The sequence below is a fragment of the Streptomyces sp. NPDC028331 genome, assembly GCF_055565775.1.
On sequence record NZ_JBVHTR010000007.1, the window covers coordinates 351,886 to 371,928 of the forward strand.

Annotated in this window: 16 protein-coding genes and 6 pseudogenes; 9 read left to right on the plus strand and 13 right to left on the minus strand. The window is 68.5% G+C overall.

Going from position 1 to position 20,043, the window contains the following annotated elements; all coding sequences use genetic code 11:
- Positions 1 to 30 precede the first annotated feature (30 nt).
- Entirely contained in the window at positions 31 to 393 is a 363-nt protein-coding gene (locus ACZ4SW_RS13570; protein WP_263233548.1) for a hypothetical protein, read from the minus strand.
- 85 nt (positions 394 to 478) lie between these two features.
- Complete coding sequence (locus tag ACZ4SW_RS13575; RefSeq protein WP_263233547.1) at positions 479 to 1,087, minus strand: hypothetical protein; 609 nt, start codon at positions 1,085 to 1,087, stop codon at positions 479 to 481.
- 397 nt (positions 1,088 to 1,484) lie between these two features.
- Here ACZ4SW_RS13575 and ACZ4SW_RS13580 point away from each other — a divergent pair, with 397 nt between their 5' ends.
- Complete coding sequence (locus tag ACZ4SW_RS13580; protein ID WP_263233546.1) at positions 1,485 to 1,739, plus strand: hypothetical protein; 255 nt, start codon at positions 1,485 to 1,487, stop codon at positions 1,737 to 1,739.
- 17 nt (positions 1,740 to 1,756) lie between these two features.
- Positions 1,757 to 2,455, plus strand: coding sequence for an HAD family hydrolase (locus ACZ4SW_RS13585; protein WP_263233545.1), 699 nt, complete (start codon positions 1,757 to 1,759; stop codon positions 2,453 to 2,455).
- 155 nt (positions 2,456 to 2,610) lie between these two features.
- Here the strand turns inward: ACZ4SW_RS13585 and ACZ4SW_RS13590 are convergent, their stop codons facing one another.
- On the minus strand, positions 2,611 to 2,862 hold the full coding sequence (locus tag ACZ4SW_RS13590; RefSeq protein ID WP_263234989.1) for a DUF2795 domain-containing protein: 252 nt from the start codon (positions 2,860 to 2,862) through the stop codon (positions 2,611 to 2,613).
- On the opposite strand from ACZ4SW_RS13590, the gene ACZ4SW_RS13595 reads away from it, so the two are divergent.
- Together ACZ4SW_RS13595 and ACZ4SW_RS13600 are read left to right on the plus strand one after the other, a co-directional pair.
- Positions 2,758 to 3,237, plus strand: a complete 480-nt coding sequence (locus ACZ4SW_RS13595) for a hypothetical protein (RefSeq protein WP_263235075.1) — start codon at positions 2,758 to 2,760, stop codon at positions 3,235 to 3,237. The two genes, ACZ4SW_RS13590 and ACZ4SW_RS13595, sit on opposite strands and share 105 nt — an antisense overlap.
- Positions 3,238 to 3,411: 174 nt before the next feature.
- Positions 3,412 to 3,564, plus strand: a complete 153-nt coding sequence (locus ACZ4SW_RS13600; RefSeq protein WP_355330965.1) for a DUF2267 domain-containing protein — start codon at positions 3,412 to 3,414, stop codon at positions 3,562 to 3,564.
- A 1,290-nt stretch (positions 3,565 to 4,854) separates the two neighbouring features.
- On the opposite strand, the gene ACZ4SW_RS13605 is transcribed toward ACZ4SW_RS13600, so the two are convergent.
- From ACZ4SW_RS13605 to ACZ4SW_RS13620, 4 genes and pseudogenes are all read right to left on the minus strand, one after another.
- The gene (locus tag ACZ4SW_RS13605; protein WP_263233542.1) at positions 4,855 to 5,253 is read right to left on the minus strand and encodes a cyclic nucleotide-binding domain-containing protein; all 399 of its coding nucleotides are present in this window, start codon (positions 5,251 to 5,253) and stop codon (positions 4,855 to 4,857) included.
- A 355-nt stretch (positions 5,254 to 5,608) separates the two neighbouring features.
- Positions 5,609 to 6,037: a DUF2267 domain-containing protein gene (locus ACZ4SW_RS13610; RefSeq protein ID WP_263233541.1), complete on the minus strand. Its 429-nt coding sequence runs from the start codon at positions 6,035 to 6,037 to the stop codon at positions 5,609 to 5,611.
- 248 nt (positions 6,038 to 6,285) lie between these two features.
- A pseudogene (locus ACZ4SW_RS13615) lies at positions 6,286 to 6,387 on the minus strand (Hsp20 family protein); the annotation flags it as partial.
- Between the two features lie 142 nt (positions 6,388 to 6,529).
- Positions 6,530 to 6,803: pseudogene (locus tag ACZ4SW_RS13620) on the minus strand (thioredoxin family protein); the annotation flags it as partial.
- A 220-nt stretch (positions 6,804 to 7,023) separates the two neighbouring features.
- Between ACZ4SW_RS13620 and ACZ4SW_RS13625 the strand changes: the two are divergent.
- On the plus strand, positions 7,024 to 8,805 hold the full coding sequence (locus ACZ4SW_RS13625; protein ID WP_468241935.1) for a PucR family transcriptional regulator: 1,782 nt from the start codon (positions 7,024 to 7,026) through the stop codon (positions 8,803 to 8,805).
- A 365-nt stretch (positions 8,806 to 9,170) separates the two neighbouring features.
- A pseudogene (locus tag ACZ4SW_RS13630) lies at positions 9,171 to 9,248 on the plus strand (hypothetical protein); the annotation flags it as partial.
- 99 nt (positions 9,249 to 9,347) lie between these two features.
- Here ACZ4SW_RS13630 and ACZ4SW_RS13635 read toward each other — a convergent pair.
- Positions 9,348 to 9,461 (minus strand): annotated as a pseudogene (locus ACZ4SW_RS13635) (IS982 family transposase); the annotation flags it as partial.
- A gap of 310 nt (positions 9,462 to 9,771) precedes the next feature.
- On the opposite strand from ACZ4SW_RS13635, the gene ACZ4SW_RS13640 reads away from it, so the two are divergent.
- Complete coding sequence (locus tag ACZ4SW_RS13640) at positions 9,772 to 11,190, plus strand: sugar porter family MFS transporter (protein WP_453134656.1); 1,419 nt, start codon at positions 9,772 to 9,774, stop codon at positions 11,188 to 11,190.
- Between the two features lie 876 nt (positions 11,191 to 12,066).
- Positions 12,067 to 12,338, plus strand: a pseudogene (groEL, locus tag ACZ4SW_RS13645) (chaperonin GroEL); the annotation flags it as partial.
- A 197-nt stretch (positions 12,339 to 12,535) separates the two neighbouring features.
- Here the strand turns inward: groEL and ACZ4SW_RS13650 are convergent.
- The 5 genes and pseudogenes from ACZ4SW_RS13650 to ACZ4SW_RS13670 form a co-directional block, all read right to left on the minus strand.
- On the minus strand, positions 12,536 to 13,843 hold the full coding sequence (locus ACZ4SW_RS13650) for an NRAMP family divalent metal transporter (protein WP_468241937.1): 1,308 nt from the start codon (positions 13,841 to 13,843) through the stop codon (positions 12,536 to 12,538).
- A 55-nt stretch (positions 13,844 to 13,898) separates the two neighbouring features.
- A complete protein-coding gene (locus ACZ4SW_RS13655; protein WP_468241939.1) occupies positions 13,899 to 15,146 on the minus strand; it encodes a magnesium transporter MgtE N-terminal domain-containing protein in 1,248 nt (415 codons plus the stop codon).
- A 253-nt stretch (positions 15,147 to 15,399) separates the two neighbouring features.
- The gene (locus ACZ4SW_RS13660) at positions 15,400 to 17,667 is read right to left on the minus strand and encodes an APC family permease (protein ID WP_079173191.1); all 2,268 of its coding nucleotides are present in this window, start codon (positions 17,665 to 17,667) and stop codon (positions 15,400 to 15,402) included.
- A 162-nt stretch (positions 17,668 to 17,829) separates the two neighbouring features.
- Positions 17,830 to 18,189 (minus strand): SpoIIE family protein phosphatase, encoded by a 360-nt coding sequence (locus tag ACZ4SW_RS13665; protein ID WP_313884354.1) that lies wholly within the window; start codon positions 18,187 to 18,189, stop codon positions 17,830 to 17,832.
- A 252-nt stretch (positions 18,190 to 18,441) separates the two neighbouring features.
- Positions 18,442 to 19,128: pseudogene (locus ACZ4SW_RS13670) on the minus strand (ABC transporter ATP-binding protein); the annotation flags it as partial.
- Positions 19,129 to 19,224: 96 nt separating this feature from the next.
- Between ACZ4SW_RS13670 and ACZ4SW_RS13675 the strand changes: the two are divergent.
- Positions 19,225 to 19,932: an SDR family NAD(P)-dependent oxidoreductase gene (locus tag ACZ4SW_RS13675; protein ID WP_468241941.1), complete on the plus strand. Its 708-nt coding sequence runs from the start codon at positions 19,225 to 19,227 to the stop codon at positions 19,930 to 19,932.
- Positions 19,933 to 20,043 lie beyond the last annotated feature (111 nt).

Below are 20,043 nucleotides of genomic sequence, written 5' to 3' on the forward strand. Positions count from 1 at the left end.
CCGGGTGTGGGTGCACTTTTTCCGGCGCTGTCACCGGTTCCCGGCCCGCCTGCCGTCCAGCAGTCCGTGCAGGTGCGCGGCGGCGTTCTCGATGTCCGCGTATTTCTGCTGTCCGGCGCGTACCTCGGCAGAGAGCACACCGCAGCGGTGGACGCGCTCGAAATCGCCGTAGGGGAACTTGTACCGGCCCTTGGTCTCCTCTCCCATCTCGTCGTCGATGCCCAGGTACCACCTGGCGTATTCGTTGAATCCGTGCTCCTCGAGGTAGCCATTTTCGTCCGCTGCCGAAGGCTGGTGCTCGCTCCACTCGTCCCGGTCGTCCAGGACGATCCGGCCCTCTTCGGTCAGTTTCTTTGCGTGGTTGAACGCCCTCGCGTTCAGTTTCACCGTCATGCCGTTTACCGCCCTATCGACAGTCGTGTTCAGATGTCGGCTGCTGCCGCCCGGATATCCTGTCGAGCCTGCCCCATCAGCTCGTTCAAGTCGCCGACGTCAGGAGTGAGTTCCCGCGCGCGGGGCGCGATCTGCTGCAGCCATGCCGCAGTGGCCAGGGCCAGTTCGACGGCCTCCCGAGTCCGCTCCTCGCCGAGCAGTTCCTCGACCTGGAAGGAGCAGTTCCTCGACCTGGAAAAGCAATGCTCGCGAGCGTGTCGTCATCGGTGGCGGGCACCAAGTAGGGCTCCAGGCCCGGCGGATACGGTGTCCGCTCCCGGTACTCACGCATCGCGGTCACGACCGCGGGCACCGCGCTGTACTTGTCGAGGAGGCCCATGAAGACGTACAGGCGGGCCACCAGCCGTGGCAGGCCGGGGTGCCGGTCCAGCCAGGCTATCAGCTCGCGCTGGTCACCGACGTGGTCCATGATCTGCGACATCTCCTCTGCGACCCGGTTGGGCCAGGTCCAGTGGAAGGGCAGCAGCCGCGCCACCTGATGGGCGAGCGCCGCCTCGCCGCCGAGGGCGACGACATCGTCCTCCCCGGCGGACTCGAACATCAAAGTGGCGCGCGTCGACAGTTCGAACACCGCACCCAACTGCTCCGGTGCCGTCTCGCGAGAGGCCGGATTCCTGACCCATGCGCCGTGCATTGCCGACCTTCCGAGAACCGCCCGCTCGTCCGCGGTGACTCAGCCCGCTGGGTCGATTCCGACCGCGCGATTTGGTCACCGTGCACCGATGCCGATCGCATAGCCAGCGCGCAGCATGGCATTCGTCGACGGCCGAGTACTCACGCCGATGCCGGCCCCGGTGAGTTCATCCCGGCCCGCAACCGACGGACGGGTCAGCCTGACCATCAACGGCAGCTACTGGGTCGGGGCCGCCGTACGGAGCCTCGGCGCTTCGTCCTGCTGAACACCGCCTGGTTTCCCGCGGACGTCGGCTGGCGGGTGGCCTTCGGCAACGGCGGCTCCCTCGGACTGAGCACGAGCGGGCGGTGCCCGCCGGTACCGGCCAGGTCCCGGCGGTCCGCCGTACGCCCCGGGGGTGGCCGGCCCCGGTGGTCCGACCAGCCGCACGGCCGTCATGGCCGACCGGTCGCACAAGGAGGAGATCGACGAGGTGGCGCCGGCACTCGAACGGTACGGGCCGCTCGGCCGACAGGCGCTTGAACAGGCCGTCAGGGGGCGCGCCTGGGGCCTTGGCCGCTTCCGCACCGCTCTGAAGGACACGGTCGAGGAGTCCCGGGCGCAGCGGCTGTCCTCCGGTGCCTATACCCGGCCGGCCCGCGCCGGCCGCTGACGGGAGGGATGTGGAAGATGTCCGACGGTACGGCCACAAGGCCCGCGGCGTTCGTCTTCGACCTGGACGGGACACTCGTCGACAGCGTCTACCAGCACGTCATCGCCTGGCAGCAGGCGTTGAGCGAGATGGGCATCGGCCTTGCGATCTGGCGGATCCACCGGAGGATCGGGATGAGCGGTGGCCTGCTCGTCCAGGCCATGATGCGCGAGACCGGCGTACGGCTGACGCCGAAGGAGGCCGATGAACTGCAGAACGCCCATCACCGCCACTTCGAAGGCTGGACGAACGCCATCCGGCCGCTGCCCGGGGCCGCTGAGCTTCTCCGGACGCTGACGGACTGCGGCGTCCCCTGGACGATCGCCACCAGCGCCCGCCGGGACGACGCCGCACCCATGCTCGCCAGACTCGCCGTGCCGCCTGACGTGCCGACGGTCACCCGCGAGGAAGTCAGCCGCGCCAAACCTGACCCCGATCTGTTCCTGGAGGGCGCGGCGCGACTCGGAATTCCCGCCCGCGACTGTGTCGTCGTCGGAGACAGCGTGTGGGATCTGCTGGCTGCGCGGCGGGCGGAGGCACTCGGAGTGGGGTTGCTGTCCGGAGGATACGGGCAGGACGAACTGGAGCGGGCCCAGGCGTTCCGGGTGTACGCCGACCCCCTCGACCTGCTGGGGCACATCGACGAACTCGGCGTCCGGGACGCGCACGGCGCCTGAGCGCGACGTACCCGTCCCTGGGCGGTCCGGCACCCGAAGTCAGGCGGCGGCGAATGTGTTCGATTCGCTGTCCATGGGGCGTTCCGGTGTCTGCATGCCGTGCGGGGCGGATCAGGACTGGTCGAGTTCGTCCTGGACCGACGGCTTGGGGGACGTCACGCAGGTGCTGCGATTGGCCGGGGCGGCCGCTGTGCCGGGCCTGCTCCGCGCGCTGCGTCGCGCTCAGGTCCAGGTCGGATGCCGGGTCGACGCGCACCGACCTGGCCATTATCCCGGTTGCCGTACTCGTCCGGGGGAACGGCGTGAAGCGCCTTGACCACTTCCTCGGGCGCTCCGGCATTCTCGGCGGCCTTGACCAGTTCCTCTTTGCCGGCAGGGAAGTCGACGTCCTGCAGCGCGTCCAGCACGTCCCGTACGCTTGTGGAAGACATATCTCCTCCTCAGTTTTTGCCCCGAGGTACTTCGTACTCGTGCCCTATCTGTGGCATTCCCGGCAAAACCGGCTGCTGGCGATGTTGAAGCATTCCGGAAAATCCTGTGCCCGACGCCCGAATCCAGGGGAGATCACAATGCCCGGCAATATCGAACGTGCCGCCCTGCGCACCGCGGCTCAGGCCGCCGAGCAGATCCTGGCGAACGCCACCGAGCAGGCCGAGCGGCAGCACCCGCAGGACCCGTACGCCCAGCGCGTGGCCGAGGTCGGGATGCTCACCGGTGCGTTGAGGGTCCTGCTAGACGCGGTGCGCCCCTTTACCGAGGAAGGTGAAGAAGGCGGGCAGTGACCCGCGCTTTCGGCACCGGCCGCGAGGTCCGCGTCGGCATTTCGATCGCCGTTTGGGGCAGTTCATGCGCGGTACCTGTGATGGGTTGCAGGATTGGAGGCGCCAAGGACAGCGACGAATTTGTCCGGCTCGTCAGCTGGGCGGGCCCACGTGCCCTAGGGGCAGGCTAAGGAGCTGAGCGGGGCCACGATGCTGACGCTGGCCGAGCGGATCACCGGCGGCGAGGCCAGGCACTTGGCCGGCGTCCTGCCCGCCGAGATCGCCCCGCCCCTGGTCCCACCGGAGGATGTCGCCCAGAAATTCGGCGTTGCCGAGTTCGTCCGGTGAGTGAGTGAGTGAGTGAGCGTGCGGGCGCCGATGAGGCCGTGGCGCGCAGGGGCGTTGCGGCGCTTTTCATGACTCTGGGAGAGGCCGTCCCCGCCCCGGCACGGAGTTCCAGGACGTGATGTTGCAACTGCCGAACGAGTTCCAGAACATCTAGCGTCGGACATCCCCGCGCCCGAATACGGCTGCGCGCACGCCATGAGAATCGCTCGCAGCGCTTGTTTGACATCCACCTGGCTGGTGGGAGGCTGGAAGAAGCGGTTGCGCGGCATGTGCGCTGCCCGGTACTGCATTCGAGGGCCCGGCGGACGTGGCTGGCCTCTGGTCCGTGGCTGGCTTTTGGCCATGCCTGTCAGGTGTTATGAGGCGGATTCCATGGAATCACGGCCAGTGCCATCGCCGACCGGGGAGTTCATCCGGCACCAGCGGCTCACCGATCCCCACACCCGAAGACTACCGAACAAGCCAAATAACTCAGCTTATTAGGCCCGGACTTCCGTGTCCGCACCGAGGTCATTGCCCCGGACGAGGATGTGGACCCTGGACGCGTGGTTCGCAGGAACAGCGCCGCCTGCCCGGCGGAGTTCCCGCCGCCGACCACGGCGACCGGATCCGCCCGGCAGAGACTGGCATCGTGGACCGTCGCCGCTAGACGCTGATGCCCTCCAGACGGTCGATGCCGGGCACCGCGAGCGAGCGCGCACCACACGCCCGAGCCGAGCACCACGGGCCCGCCCGGATCCGGAACCCGTCTGTGAAGGTGACCTCGTACTCGTCGTCCTGCGGGGTGAGCCCGCTGACCTGGGCGGCACCATGAGGTGGGCACCGAACTTGTGGGCCTTGAGTACCGCGCGTTCGGTGAGCTCGCCCCCGGAGACGCCCGAGGGGAAGCCAAGGTAGTTCTCGATGCGGGACGAGATGCCGGCCTGGCCTCCGGTTGCCACGGGGGCGACGGTCACCGTGGTCAGGCTGGCGCAGGCACCGCACACGGCGGCGGCAAGTCCCGTGGGGCCCGCACCTACCACCATTACGTCCCACCGCCCGGCCTTCGGCGAGGGGCATCTGGAAGGGCGAGCGGGTGCTGCGCAATCCGAGAAACGCCGAACTCTCCCGCTCATCGGGCTGCGCGCCTACAGGAGTCTCCTCGGGACGGATGGCCAATCGACGCGGCAGCGCCTCCGCCTCTTTGCCTCCTCCAGATCCACCCAGCGATGGGGCAGCCGGTTGCGAGCGGCGTACTTACGTAGCCGCAGCGTGTCCGGTGATTAACACGAGCACAGGGTCCGGAAGCCGTCACCGAGACCGATGAGCAGATACCTGCGGCCCAGGTGAGCGCGGAGGATCACGTCGCCGAGGACAGGACGCGGCCGCCAGAGCGCGCTGCCACTCCACCGGTACGGCCACGATCTTGCCCACCTCGCGCACCACGGCGGTATCGAACGCCGCCTTGCCCAGCAGCCCGAATTCACCCGGGAACTTGCCGAGTCCGTGCAGTGTCACGGTCCCGCTGAGGATCGCTAGGAACTCCTGGAACGGCTCGCGCTCGCGGTGCAGCACCTCGCCCTCGGTGGTCCTGCGGCGCTCACCGTGCCCGGTCAGGTCCTGGAGCTGCTCCGGTGTCAGACGCGGGAACGCCCCGCACCGGTCCAGTGTCTCGCGGATCGCACCATGCCTGTGCTCGGCCGTGCTCATCAGACCAGGGCCTCGTGGACGTAGCACCAGCGTCAGTCCTCTCCTGGCTGGAAGGACTGCACGACAGGGTGACCTGCGTTTCCCGCGTGCCGCCTGGCGTGCGGTGGCTGCTCAGCCACGCCCCACGATGGTTTCCTCCATTCCCATGTCGAACAGGACCAGGGTCGGCACGACCATCGCCCGAAACTGGTGCGCGAACGCCGGCGCCGGTCGATGTCGACCTTGAGCTCGCAGGCGGGCTGGTGTTCGGGTCACCGAATTCAGCTCTGTCTTGACCTTGTCCGGAGCCGCGAACTTTCTTGTGCCCCGTGGCACACCCTCTTTCCTGGTCGGCGGTTCGGGTGCCGTCGACCGGCTACGGCAATACGGAGGCCAGCGAGTTCGGAAGACCGGATTTGAGGTGGTCCCACTCGCCTTCGCTGACGTGGCGTTCCAGAGCCTCCAGCACGGTGCGAACGACTCGTTCGATGCCGCCGCCGACCGAGTAGGGAAAGTCGTCCCGGACGCGCTGGAGGAATTCCTCGCCGCTCAGCTTCACTGGTGTCTCGGACGGCTTCCATCCGTCGTAGTAGACGCCGCGGATCAGGGTCGGGAGCTGCGCCCCGAAGTGCGCGGCCCCGTCGACGGAGAGCCGGTCCCGTAGCCCGTGCAGGACGGCGCGCAGTGCGGCGTACGACTGCTTTCGGCGTTCCTTGGGCCAGCCGTTGGCCTCCTCGATTTCCCTGAGGAGCCGGTTGGCTTTGTCCACCATGGTGTCGAAAGAGGAGAAACCCGTTTCGGTCATCGCATGGCTCCTTTCGTGCCCGAAGCGCCCGACGGTTCTGGACCGTTGTCCCGCACCGCCGGGCTCCTCGGCTCAATGACCGCCGCTCTCGTTGATCTCGGTGATCCGGATGTGACGGGGCTTGGTGACCTCCGGCTTGGGGACGGTGACCGTGAGCACACCGGCCACTGTGACGTTCTCGGCGTCCTCCCTCCGGGCAGTCTCAGCCGGTGCTCGAAGGCACCGGTCCGGCGGGTGCCACGGTGCGGGACGCCCTTGCGCTCCTTTTCCTTGATCTCTCCGGTGACCACCAGGTCCTGTCCGTTGGCCTCGATGTCGATGTCCTTGCTCTTGACACCAGGGAGTTGGATCTCGACCTCGAAGGCGTCGTCGGTCTCTGTGACGTCCGCGAGTGGGGGTCCACGCGGCTGCGGACGCGGCGCCGCCCACCGTGGACTCGAGCGATCCGCTCATCTGAGTGAGCAGTTCGTCTTCCGCGGCGGTCCATCGTGTTCACCCTCCTGCAGCGGTTCGCTGGCCCGCCATCGCTTGCTCGACCCACGAACGCAGGACGTGCGCAGGTACCGCGCCGACCTTGCCGGCGAGCGTCTTGCCCTGGTCCAAACGACGAGGAGGGTCGCCACCGCCTGCACCTCGAAGCCGCCGACGGCCCCATGGATATTGTTGATGTCGACCTTGACGGGCTTGATCCGTCCGGCGAGGTCGCGGGCGACCTGTCCGAGGGCGCGGGGCTGACCATGCGGCAGGGGCCGCACCAGGTGGCCCACGCCAGGTTCCTACCGGTGCACACGGAGATTCTCGAGCACTCCCCAGGGTGACGAACCGGGTGGCTCAACGCCTGCGCCTGGCGAGTCAGGAATGCACAGGTCCGGTCGCCCCACGAGTACGAAAGAAAAGATCCACATATCTCGGGTAAGCCGGCCCGTGAGCGGGTACGCGAAACACCGCTCGCCTCCCTGTAGGATTGGAGAGAACGGAGTGATCCCATGGTCGGCAGTCGGGCGCACAACCTGTACCGCCGGCGCTCCGACCGGGAGGGCAGCCCTCCGCGGGGCAGCGCCGGGCAGCGCCCCACGGCCGCGCCCAGGGGGTTCCGGGTGCCCTCTCGCACCCCAGCCGCCCATGACCTGCGCGAACTGGTTGCGCTCTCCCGCGCCCTGTTCGACACCCCGGACGAAGGCGAGATCCTGCGCTTGGCCATGGACTACGTAGCCGCCGCGGGGCCGTACAGCGCCGAGGCCGGATACCTCAAGGTGGACGACGATCTGGTCCCCAGCCCGAGGAACGGGGAGATCCATGCCCCGGCCGTGGACTGCAGGGTGCGGGAGCTGGCCGGGCAAGACGGCCCTGTGACCGTACCCGGCTGGCCCTGGGGCCGGGCCCTGGGGCTCCGCGGACTTGAGAGGCTCCACGGCTACCTCGTGGTGACGTCCCGCTCCCGGCCTACCGAGGCCGAGTACTCCCTGCTCGTCACGCTCGTCCGGCACACCGCCGCTGCACTGTCAGTAGCCTTCGCACACCGCCGCCAACGCGAGGACGTGCTGGAACTGCACCGGCTAAGGGGGGAACGCGCCTCCCTTCAGCGGCAGCTGATCTCCGTCGCGGTTGAGCTTAGGTACCAGCGGGCCGTTCACGCGCTCATGGCCGACGTCGCTGCCTCGGGCGGCGGCGAGGAAGCCATCACCCGCGCACTGCACGGGCTCACTGGACTCCCCGCGCTGATCGAGGACCGCTTCGGTCGGCTGAGGTCCTGGACCGGCCCTAGCCGACCCGACCCCTATCCGGAACCGGACCCCGTGCGCCAGGACGAAATGCTGCACGCCGTCGCCCGAGAGGTCGGGCCGGTGCGGATAAAGGACCGTCTGATCACCCTGGTCCGCCCGCACGGCGAGATCCTGGGCGTGCTGGCCCTGGTCGATGCCCGGGACGAGGCCGACGAGCACACCGTGCTCGCCCTGGAACACGCCGCCACGTCGCTCGCTCTGGAACTGGCGCACCTGCGCAATCTGGCCGAAGTGGAGCTGAGGCTGCACCGCGAGTTGGTCGACGACCTCCTGGCGGGGACTGACGAAGCGAGCGCCTACGCCCGGTCCGAGGCAGTCGGACACGACCTGCGCCGCAGCCACTACGTCGTCGTGGTGCAGTGGTCGGACCGGACTGCGGACGACTCCTTTGCGCAGACCGTGGGCCGGGCGGCCTCTGCCGTGGGCATGCGCTCGCTGTTGACCCGACGTTCCGACCACGTGGTCCTGGTCGCCGACAACAGGCCGCACGCCCGCGCGCTGTACGAGGCGCTCGCCCGGGAGACCGGGACACGGTCTGGGACGATCGGGGTGAGCGCCCGTTGCGACTGCCTGGACGACATCCCCCACCGCTACCAGGAGGCGCAGCGCGCCCTGGAAGTGCGCCGCCACTCCCGCGAGCACTACGGCACGACGTTCTTCGACGAGCTTGGCCTCTACCGCATCCTGGGACCTGGCAGCGATTACCGGGAACTGGAGACGTTCGTCCACGAGTGGCTCGGGCAGCTCATCGACTACGACTCCCGGCACCACGCGGCCATGGTGGAGACCCTGTCCCGGTACTTCGACTGCGGCGGCAATTACGACGAGACCGCCGACTCCCTCGCAATCCACCGCAGCACGCTGCGCTATCGGCTCCAGCGCATCCGCGACATCAGCGGCCACGACCTCGCGAACGTCGAGGACCGGCTGAATCTCCAGGTGGCGACCCGAGTGTGGAAGATCGTGCTGGGTGGGCCCGGCTGAGGCGCCCACGCACCGCGGCGCCGGCTCCGCTGTCCCCATCACCGTGGGGAGCAGGATGCGGCCAGACTGAAGAAGAGGTCGTCGAACCGGGCCGCGTACTCCTCCAACGGCCCCGGCGCAGACGGACACGGACGGCGAGCGGTCATCTACAGTCCCCAGCACGGCAGTTGACTCCTACCACCGGCCTACGACCAAGCCGAACTGCCGTCAACCCACGCCACCGCCGGATTTAACGGACTACCGGTAACTGCTGCCATTTCCGCCCCTTTGCTGATCCGCCGTCAGCGCCCGCTCCACAACGCCCTGGTGCGACCCACCGAACCCCCGCTGGGTACGCCGGCCGACCTGGCCGACGGAGCCGGGCCGTGCGTCAGACCGCCCTCGAACCCGGCCACCGGATACTGCTCTACACCGGCGGTGTCGTGGAATCACGCGACGAAGGCGGCGAGGAGTTCGGCCTGGAGCGCTTCACCGAGTACGTCACCACCAGCACAACGAACTCAGCGACGACGCGACCATCGTGCTGGTCGAGTGGCAGCCGCCCAGCGGCCGCGGCCCGCGCAGTAACCGTTCTCGGCCCGTCCGGCCAGGTCGAAATGCTTGACGGTCTCGCGGGAGCGGCCGCACTCGACCGGCCTGGAGTTGACGATCCACAATGCTGAGCGACGGCAACCGTGCTCCCTACCGGCTGTTACAAGCCGCAACCGACCAGCGAAGCCCAATAGCGCGGCGCCGCACGCGCGGGCCTCATCATGGCCGTAGCGCGTCAAGGGCTCCGCCGATTCGGCGGTGTGCCCCGGACAGTCACGCCGGTTCGGTCGTGTCGCGCGGCCGACGGGCGCCGTTGAGCAGAGCATGGCGATGACACCGAGTCGGCCGCTGACACCACGGACGGGTGCGGTGCCACCCGTCCTGCCCAACGAGTGAGCCACGCGGGCCAGGACCACTCACCGTCCTGGAGGAACCGTGACCCGAGCTGAAGACAAGGCGCCACCGATCGGTGCCCTGAACGGGCGCATGCTGATGGCGGCAGTGGTATCCGCGATCAGCGGGATGCTGTACGGCTACGACACAGGCGTCATCTCCGGCGGGCTGCTCCAGATCGCCAAGGAGTTCCACATCGGAAACACCATGAAGGAGGTGATCGCGGCCGCGATCCTCCTGGGTGCCGTGGTCGGCTCCCTCGCCTGCAGCCTGCTGTCCGAACGTGTCGGTCGACACCGCACGATCCTGATGATCTGCGTGGTGTTCGTCCTCGGCAGCCTGGCCAGCTCACTCGCACCCACTGCGGTCGCTCTGGCCCTGTCCCGGGTGCTGCTCGGCTTCGCCGTCGGCGGCGCCACTCAGACCGTACCCGTGTACGTTGCCGAGCTGGCCCCCAAGTCGATCCGTGGACGTCTGGTGCTCTGCTTCCAACTCGCCATCGGTGTCGGCATCGTCATCGCGACGCTCGTGGGTGCTAGCGAGGCGATCTCCTGGCGGGAGGCGATCGGCGCAGCCGCCGCACCGGCACTGGTGATGCTTCTCCTGCAGTTGCGCCTGCCCGAGAGCCCGCGGTGGTTGGTGCTCAAGTTCGGCCTCGGTCGTGTGGAGGAGGCGCAGAAGGTGCTCTACAGGTTGCGGCCCGACGGCTACGACGTCTCGTCCGAGCTCGAAGAGATCGTCGCTCTGGAGGGACGCCAGCAGCGGACCAGCAGAGGCAACCGCGGTTGGAGCGGGCTGCGGCAGCCATGGGTACGGCCGGCCTTGGTAGTCGGCTGCGGCATTGCCCTGTTCACCCAGCTGTCCGGCATCGAAATGATCATCTACTATGCTCCGACCATCCTGACCGACAACGGCTTCTCCAAGACGACCGCGCTCTGGGTCAGCGTGGCGCTGGGCACGGTCTACCTCGTCATGATGGTGGTCGGCCTGATCATCGTCGACAAGGTCGGTCGCCGCCGGCTGACTCTGGTGATGGTGCCCGGCACGGCGCTCAGCCTGTTCGCGCTCGGCGCCTTCTTCGTCACCGGCCACTCCGGCCGCGCCTACGTGCCACCAATCGTCGCTTGCCTGCTGACCTTCATGTTCTTCAACGCTGGCGGGCTCCAGCTGATGGGCTGGCTGACCGGTTCCGAGATCTACCCCCTGGCGGTGCGTGCGGCGGCCGCAAGCGTGCAATCGGCCACTCTGTGGGGCACGAACCTGCTGATCACGCTCACACTGCTGACGATGATCAGTATCTTCGGTGTGGGCCAGGTGTTCTGGATCTACGGGATGTTCAACGTCGCGGCGTGGCTGTTCGTGTGGTGGCGGATGCCCGAGCTCACCGGGCACAGCCTCGAAGACATCGAGAGGCACCTGAAGAGCGGGCGGTTCCGCCCGCGCGACTTCGCTCGCGTCTGACTGCTTGAGCAGGACCATCCGGGGACGCGCGTCCGGCAGGTGCGGTCGCATGCGCGAGCTGATGCGTGAGCCGATCGGGATCGCCCAGCGCGCCGGTATGCGCAAGCACTTCCACTTCTCCCTTCACTCCTTGACAACGGCCGCCACTGTGGGAGGCCCTGACGCTCAAGAACTGCTTATCCGCATAGCCCAAGAGCAACTTGTTGACAAGGTCGATCCAAGCGGCCCTGGTGCTCGTCGGCGGAGCCGGCTGGGAACGGTGGGGCGCTGGCGGGGTGCGTCCGCCGGGGCTACGAGTCAGGAGCTGGGTGGCTGTTCCGGCTCCCCGTCGTTGGCGGTGAACACTTTGGTGAAGGTGGCTCCGCAGCGGCAATGGGAGTGCTCTATCAGTTCCCCGGCTTCGGACACGCTCAGCCCCTGACTGAGTCGCACGTGCACATGATCGGCCATGAGGAGCTGCTTTCCTTGACGTCCGTTATGCGCCTCAGGGTGACGACTCGTCGCGTTCGATGGCAATGTCGCAGCTCACACCAAGTGTTTGATCTTTGTGTGCCCGCCAGTCTTCCTTCGCCCCAGCTGACGTCCCGGCGGCACCTGTTCGGCGCACCCGCAGGCCGCCGGACTGGTCACTGCCCCCCGCTTGCTCCGGGCGGGCGGCAGCGCTCCACGAAGAATTGGCACTCTCCTGCTGGGAGTGCCAATTGGCTGGGTCGGGTGACGTGCTCGCGCGGCCCTGAGCGGAGCGCGTGGTCGCACGGGCGAAATGCCGCGGGCGTCACCCTGCTCCGCCATTGTCGACCCAGGCATCGATGCGGAGGATTCGCAACAGTGACTGCCAAGATCATCGCCTATGAGGAGGAGGCGCGCCGCGCGGTGACCGTCCCGCTCAAGCAGATCGCCCGCAACGCCGGCCTGGAGGGTGGAGTCGTGGTGGAGAAGGTCCGCACCCTGCCCGTCGACCACGGCCTGGACGCCGCGACCGGGGGGTGGGTCGACATGCTCGCCACTGGGATCATCGACCCCTCACTCGCTCCGCCCTGCACAACGCGGCGTCCATCGCCGGCCTGTTCCTCACCTCAGAGGCCTTGATCGCCGAGAAGCGGGAGGAGAAGGAGGCAGCGACCGCAGGAGCCGGCGTCGATCTGTGACCGTCGCTGCGTGCGGCGGCAGATCAGGGGGTGTCGATGGCTGAAGTGCTGTCGGCACCCGCTTTTCGCGTCGGTCGACCGATGTCGCCCGAGTGTCGGTGATCAGCGCGAGATCTATCTCCCGATTCCTGCAGAACTACTCGAAGGATCGAGCTTTGCGGCCAGAGCGTGGACCGTGCGGGTGGGGCGCACCTTGATCAGCCCATGCCGAGCCAGCCCAGCAGGGTCTGGAGCAGAACGACGGCCGACAGCAGGGCGATGACGGACACGCACACGGAGGCCACGGCGCGGAAGAGGGGGCCGTTGGCGGCTGCGCCCAGGACGCTGTGGCGGTTGGCCAGGGTGAGGACATAGGTGAGCAGGATGGGGGTGATCAGACCGTTGACGACCTGGGCCCGCACCAGAAGCTGGACCAGGTTGCCGGGGATCAAAGCGATGGCGGCGCCGATGAGAATCTGTGCCGAGAACAGCCCGAGAAACAAAGGGGCTTCGCGAAAACGGCGGGAGACGGAGCTTTCCACACCGACTGCCTCCGCGACGGCGTAGGACGTGGACAGCGGGACCACGGCGGCGGCCAGTGCCGAGGCGCCGAGGAGCCCGAGGCCGAAGAGCTGTGCGGCGAAGCGGCCCGCCACCGGCTTCAGCGCCGAGGCGGCCTGCGCCGCGGAGTCCAGCGGTGCCCGAGTGGTGATCGCGGCGGCCGTGGCGATGATGATGAACATGCTGATGGCGTTGGCGAAGATCGATCCGGCGACGGTGTCGGTCTTCTCCCGCGGGTATTCGGCGGGGCCGATACCACGGTCGGCCACGGCAGCGGCGACGTAGAACTGCATGTACGGGGTGATCGTGGTGCCGATCAGCGCGACCCCGAGCAGCAGGAAGTCCTTGCCGGCGACGAAGTGCGGCCAGGCCAGCTGGGCTCCGGCCTGCCCCCAGTCCGGGTGGGCCAGGACGGCGGCGAGAGGGTAGGTGAAGAACGCCAGCGACAGCACCAGGAAGATCTTCTCCGCGTACCGGTAGGAGCCGAGGACCACCAGCGCCCACACTCCCGCCGCAGCGAGCGGTACCGCCATATAGCGGGAGGCGCCGAGAAGTTCGAGGGCGGCGCCGATGCCGGCGAACTCGGAGACCACCAGGCCCAGGTTGGCGATGATCAGGCATAGCAGGGCGAAGGCGGTGACACGGACGGAGAACTGCTCGCGGATCAGCCCGCCGAGCCCGACACCGGTGTAGGCGCCGAGCCGGGCGCACATCTCCTGCACGACCACCAGCGCGACGGTGACCAGGAGCATGAAGAACAGGGTGCGGTAGCCGTACTGTGCTCCGGCCGAGGCATAGGTGGCGATCCCGCCCGCGTCATTGCCCGCGTTGGCGGCGATCAGGCCGGGACCGGCGACGGCCAGGGCGGTGACCAGGCGGCGCCTCCAGCGCGGCGCGGGCCGGTCCGGCGCAGCCGTGGCGGGCACGTCGGGGACGGCGGGTGCCGTGGTGGAGTTCCGCTCCATGACCGTGGCCTTTCCTCTCGGATATGTGGGCAACAACGAGGCGCGCGGCTTCGCATCAGGGGACGAGGCGGAAGACGCGGAAGCGGCCGCGTTCGGGTACGAGGGCGTCCACCAGGTCGTCGGCGAGGATCCGGCCGACGGGACGGTGCTGGTCGTCGACGACCACGACGGAATGGCGGCGAGTGTCGGTCAGCCGCTCGACCACCTCGCTCAGCGGCGCTCCCGGGGCGACGGTCACCGGGGCCGGCTCTTGGACGAGGTCAGCCAGCTGGGTGCCGGGTTTGGCGAGCAGCAGCCGCACCACCGGCACGTCGTCCATCAGCGCGCCGTCACCGTCGAGGACGCACACGGCGTCCAGGTCGGCGGCGTGCTCGGCCTGCCCGCGCAGCTCGGCCACCACGTCCGCCACCGACCGGTCGGCGGTGGCGGTGATCAGCAGGGACGTCATCAGCGCACCGGCCGTGCCCTCGGCGTAGCCCAGCAGCCTGCGCAGCCGGTCAGCCTGCTGGGGGTGCATCGCGCCCAGCAGCCGCTCCCGCTCCTGTTCGGGCACGTCGCGCAGCGCCTCACTGGCCTCGTCGGGCTCCATCTCCTCCAGCAGCCGGGCGGCCTGTGCGGTGGGGGCCTCGCGCAACAGCGCCTTGAGGTCGGCGGCGTGCATCTCCTCCAGCGCGTCCGCGGCCTTGCCGGGCTCGACCATCTGAAGCAGTTCGCTGCGCGGACCGCGGCCCAGGTCCTCCAGCAGGTCGGCCAGCTCCGCCGGACGCAAGGTCTTCAGGGCAGAGTTCGGGGCGCGCAGCCGCACCTGTCTCGCTGCGGTGCCCTCGCGCTCCGGGCCGCCCAGCGCCTGGATAGCTGCCCAGTCCAGCACTTTCTCCGGTGCTGGCCGCCGGTGCAGGCGACGCGGTCCGATGCGGCGCAGCAGGACCTTGAGCCCGACCTCTGCGCCCACCAGGTGCCAGGTTCCGTCCACGCGGGCCAGGTACAGGTCCGAGGCGCGGATCACGCGTACCCCGTCGACGTCCACCAGCTGGTGGTCCAGTACATCGTGGGCGAGGCGTACCTCGCCGTCGCGCACCTTGAAGTCCCGCAGGTCCAGCCGGGCCGAGTTCAGCCGCACGCCGTCGGCGGCCAGGTCCGCGACCGCCGTGACCGGCACATAGGCGGCCCGGTGGCCGACCTTGACCACCAGCCCGGACACCGCCGGGTACGGTTCGCCGCTCCACCGGCAGATCACATCCAGCAAATGGCCGATCTCCTGACCGGCGGGGTTGACGACCACCACGCGCAGCAAGCCCGTCAACGAGACGAGGGCCTCCCGCACAGCCCTTTTGCCAAGGGCCCCGTCCTCGCGACGCTTCGGCCTGGCCGACTGCGGTTCCATTTCCGGCATGTTGAATACCCTCACGCACGCTTCGGATCAGGCAGGCACCAACACGCCTGTGGCTGTTGGCTTCGTCCGCGCGGCGCGGAGTCGTGCGGGCTGGGGGACAGCCCGCCTGCTCCCTGTAGCCAGGCTGCCATTACGGCGGTTTCCAGTCCTTCTGGCGGCTCGCCTATCTGGGCAGGTGGAACGGGATGGTCGTGATGACGATCTTCGGCAGTGGTCGCAGAGCCCGCCGCAGTCGGGGGGCGGTCTGGTTGTGGAGGACGCGTTGCCACCAGTGACGCACGACGATCTCGGGGAGGATCACGGTCAGCGTGAGATCGGGTCGCTGGTGGTGCAGGGTCTCGATGTAGTGGACCAGCGGGGCGACGATCGCGCGGTGGGGTGAGACGACGACCTCGAGCGGGAGGTGGTCGCCCCAGGTCGCCCAGTAGCTGCGGAAGCGTTCCGCCTCGGTCTCGGTCGGGCTGAGATGCAGGGCCAGGAGAGGTTGTCCGAGGGAGGCCGCGTATGCCAGTGCGCGCATGCCGGCGAGGTCGAGCCGGGCGATGGGCACGATGACCAGGTGGCTGACCTCCTCCGGGTATTCCTCACTCTCGGCTTCCTCTAGTTCCTCCGTCTCGGTGTCCGCTGTCATAGGGGGCATGGCAGTCGGCCGCACTTGCGGTCCGGAACCCGGTGCCGACTGTCGGGGCAGTTCGATGACGTGGGGGCGCAGGGCGAGGGCCTGGGTGCAGAGGTCGTAGTGGCGGCGGATGCGCAGGGCAAGCAGGACGAGGAGTCCGATCACGAGGACGGCGACCCATGCGCCCTCGGTGAACTTGGTGATGCCTGCGGTGACGAAGACGATGGCGGACAGCAGGCCGCCGGTGGCGTTGAAGATGAGGCTCTTGCGCCAGTGGGCCTGATCGCGGTGGCGCAGCCAGTGCACCACCATGCCGGCCTGCGACAGGGTGAACGCCAGGAACACCCCGACGGCGTACAGCGGGATCAGGGACTGCGTGTTGCCGGCGAACCCGACGAAGATTGCGATCGCGGCCAGCGCCAGGGCCAGGATTCCGTTGCTGAAGGCGAGCCGGTCGCCGACGCGCAGGAACAGGCGCGGTGCGTGGCCGCTGCGTGCCAGCAGGAACAGCACGCGGGGAAAGTCGTTGAAGGCGGTGTTGGCGGCCAGCAGCAGGATGGCGGCCGTCGCCGCCTGTACATAGCCGTACATGACTCCGGGGCCGAAGGTACGGCGAGCGAGTTGGGAGAGGACAGTCTCGTTGCCGTGCGGCACCACCCCGTCGAGGTGGACCAGTGCGACCGTGCCGCCGAACAGGATGATCAGCACGGTGACCATCCAGGTCAGCGTCGTACGGGCATTGCGCCACTCCGTCGGGCGGAATGCTGGTACGGCGTTGGAGATCGCCTCGATACCGGTCATGGCCGTGGATCCGGAGGTGAAGGCCCGCAGGACCAGCAGCAGGGTGACTCCTTCCGTGACCGGAAGCCGGGGCGTCGGCATGGGCTGGAATCCGTGGGCGGCCGCGTCGGCCAGCCCCACGGCCACAAGCGTGAAGACCGCGATGATGAACGCGTACGTGGGTGCCGCGAAGGCGGCACCCGCCTGGCGTACTCCGCGCAGGTTCCCCACCAGCAGGACGACGATCACCGCCACACCGATCATCACCGCGCTCGGGGCGAGTGCGGGCAGGGCTGAGGTGATCGCCTCGATCCCCGAGGCGATCGAGACGGCGACGGTCATGATGTAGTCGATCATCAGGCCGGCGGCGGCGATCACACCTGGCACCCGTCCGAGATTGTCGCTGGCCACGATGTACGAGCCGCCGCCGTGTGGATAAGCGCGGATCGTCTGGCGGTAGGAAACGCCGACGGCGAGCATCATGAAGGCGATGACCGCGGCGATCGGTAGGGAGTAGCGCAGTCCGGCGGCGCCGCCGAGTACCAGCACTGCCAGCATTGCCTCGGGGCCGTAGGCGACCGAGGAGAGGGCGTCCGCCGACAGGACCGGCAGCGCCACCAGTTTGCGCATCCGCTCGGCGGCGATCGCGGTGCCCGCGAGCGGAGGGCCCAGCAGTACCCGCCGGACGTGGTGGCCGACGCGTCCAAGCGGCGACGGTGGGGCCTCAGCTTCCTCTTCTGCCTCGACTCCGGGCAGGCCGGTGAGGGGTACGAAGCGACCGAAACGCTTCGGGCGCACGGCGTCCGGGTAGCCGCCGAGGTTGGGATCCACCGGCAGCGCGGACCGCCACGCTTCGGGACCCTCCAGGACCTGCCCCCACTCGCGTCCGACGTAGCGCAGGATCTTCAGGTCTCGGTCACTGAGCTTCGGCAGCAGGGCATCCGGGCTCGGCGCGCCCGCCGCGGAGGTGTCCGCGCTGTCATTCCCGCTGCCGTTGTCCGTATCCGACGAGCGACCACGCCCGGCTTCCATGCGGATCATGTACCCGATACCTGGACAGTAACCACCTCGTGTCGGTGTGGTCGATTGCTATGCGGCGTGCCGAGGCCGAGGTTGCAGCGGTGAAGTCCTTGGTGGAGATCGTCTTGAAGGCTTTCGTGGCAGCGTCATGGAGTCCAGTGCTCAGCCGATGAATCACAGGATGGTCGCTGCGGGCGACCGGAGCGCCGCGAGGCCGAGTGGGTGAAGGCGCAGGGTGAGGAGGGCGACGTCGTCAGGGCAGCGCTCGGTGAGGGGTCCGGCGAGGAGTTCATCACAGAAGGCGGGCAGGTGTTCGCGGGCGAGGGCAGCAGCGTGCTGGCGCAGTCGGGTCAAACCTGCGTCCAGGGATTCGCCGCGGCGTTCGATCAGCCCGTCGGTGTAGAGCAGAAGGGTGGAGCGGGCAGCGGCTGGGACCGGCTGAACCTCCAGGCGGCGACCCGTGTGTGGAAGATCGTGCTGGGCGGGCCTGATTGAGGCACCCACGCACCGCGGCGCCGGATCCGCTGTCCCCATCACCGTGGGGAGCAGGATGCGCTCCGCCGAAATGGCTCGTCAGGCATCACGCAGACCACCAGCGGTTCGAAGGCGATGGCCTGCCGCACACCGCAGGTGTCCTGCTCCGAGCGGTTCCTCCACGCCGGTGCACGGACAGCCCATGTAGGAATTGTTCACGGGGTCCGCAGAGGGGCAGTGTTCACGGGCTTGGACCGGTGACGTGCACCACTGGTCAACGCTGAGACCGTGTTCATCGCCACGCGGCCCCTACAGCGTGAGGGAGACCTGGTCCAGGGCGGGGGCTTCCCGGTCTGGGTAGCGGTAGCTCACTTTCTACAGAACGACCTGCCTCACCCGTGCCGGGACGGGGTCGCCCCCGCTGGGGATGGTGCGCCGTGCCGCCTCGTCTAGGAGCCGGGCGTGGTCGCGGACGTAGAGGGACTCCTCGTGCAGTTGGTTGACGTTCATGACCAGCGCGCCCAGGCTCGCCGAGCCGGACCGGACGGCGATGACGGCGGTCCCGGCCACGGCCAGACTCATGTGCCCGCTCATGATCAGCCAGAACATGGCCGCGTACGTCGCCGCCATGGCCAGGCCGGACAGCGCGGCGGCCACCCACTCGGTGACGGCTTTGCCGGTGGCCAGCCGCTCCTGCTCGGCCTCGGCGCTCTCGGCCATCCGCTCGTAGCGGCTGAGCAGGAACGGCCCGACGGCATGGATGCGCACCTCCTGCGCAGCGGTGCGCTCGGTGAGCAGGTTGCCGATGAGGCGGCTGGCCCGCACGTGCTCGACCCAGCTCATGACCGACACGTACCGTTCCTGCGCCACCCGCATCGCGCCCCATCCGCGCGGCGCCGCGATCAGGATCAGCATCGGCAGGAGGACCGGGTGGAGGATGGTGAGCACGCCGGCCGTGGAGATCAGGGAGATGGTCCCGTTCAGCGCGGCCACGCAGGCACTACAGTAACCGAATAGTAGACCGGTTGACTATCAATCGGTCGGTTAGTAGCGTGATGGGCGCTGGAGTCCACCTCTCTCGCTACGGAGATCATCGTGAATCCTCAGAAGGTTGCAGTTGTCACCGGCGCCTCGCAGGGCCTGGGCGCCGCTATCGTCGACGCGTACCGCAAGGCCGGCTATGCCGTCGTCGCCACTTCGCGCGGCATCGCCCCCTCCGGCGAGGCCGACCTCCTCACGGTGCAGGGCGACATCGCCGACCCTGCCACCGCCGAGCGTGTCATCGCCGCCACCGTAGAGCGGTTCGGCCGTGTCGACACCCTGATCAACAACGCGGGCATCTTCGTCGCCAAGCCTTTCACCGAGTACACCCTCGATGACTACGCGGCTGTTGTCGGCGTGAACCTCAACGGCTTCTTCCGGATCACTCAGCTGGCCATCGAGCAGATGCTCACCCAGGGCGGCGGGCATGTCGTCAACATCACCACCAGTCTCGTCGACAACGCCGACGCCCGGGTCCCGTCCGTGATGGCGTCGCTGACCAAGGGCGGTCTGCAGTCCGCCACCAAGTCCCTCGCCATCGAGTACGCCACTCGTGGTATCCGGGTCAACGCCGTCTCGCCCGGCACGATCAGGACTCCCATGCACCCGGAGGACACCCATGAGTCTCTCGCCGGCCTGCATCCGATCGGCCGACTGGGCGAGCCGAGCGACATTGCGGATGCGGTGATCTACCTCGAGAACGCCCCGTTCGTCACCGGTGAGATCCTTCATGTCGATGGCGGCATGAGCGCGGGCCACTGAAGCGCCTGACCGCCGCGTCAGGCACCGCGGGACGAGGCGAGCCGCGGTCCCGCGGGCGCGAGGCCGGCGCACCCTGGAGGCAGGGTCGGGCGCCAGAAAACTGCCGTGTTT

Bases quoted from the DNA above. Each gene is read 5' to 3' on its own strand.
- ACZ4SW_RS13570 (WP_263233548.1), bottom strand. From the start codon at position 393: ATGACGGTGAAACTGAACGCGAGGGCGTTCAACCACGCAAAGAAACTG.
- ACZ4SW_RS13575 (WP_263233547.1), bottom strand. From the start codon at position 1,087: ATGCACGGCGCATGGGTCAGGAATCCGGCCTCTCGCGAGACGGCACCG.
- ACZ4SW_RS13585 (WP_263233545.1), top strand. From the start codon at position 1,757: ATGTCCGACGGTACGGCCACAAGGCCCGCGGCGTTCGTCTTCGACCTG.
- ACZ4SW_RS13605 (WP_263233542.1), bottom strand. From the start codon at position 5,253: ATGAGCACGGCCGAGCACAGGCATGGTGCGATCCGCGAGACACTGGAC.
- ACZ4SW_RS13610 (WP_263233541.1), bottom strand. From the start codon at position 6,037: ATGACCGAAACGGGTTTCTCCTCTTTCGACACCATGGTGGACAAAGCC.
- ACZ4SW_RS13625 (WP_468241935.1), top strand. From the start codon at position 7,024: ATGGTCGGCAGTCGGGCGCACAACCTGTACCGCCGGCGCTCCGACCGG.
- ACZ4SW_RS13650 (WP_468241937.1), bottom strand. From the start codon at position 13,843: ATGGAGCGGAACTCCACCACGGCACCCGCCGTCCCCGACGTGCCCGCC.
- ACZ4SW_RS13660 (WP_079173191.1), bottom strand. From the start codon at position 17,667: ATGGAAGCCGGGCGTGGTCGCTCGTCGGATACGGACAACGGCAGCGGG.
- ACZ4SW_RS13665 (WP_313884354.1), bottom strand. From the start codon at position 18,189: ATGGGGACAGCGGATCCGGCGCCGCGGTGCGTGGGTGCCTCAATCAGG.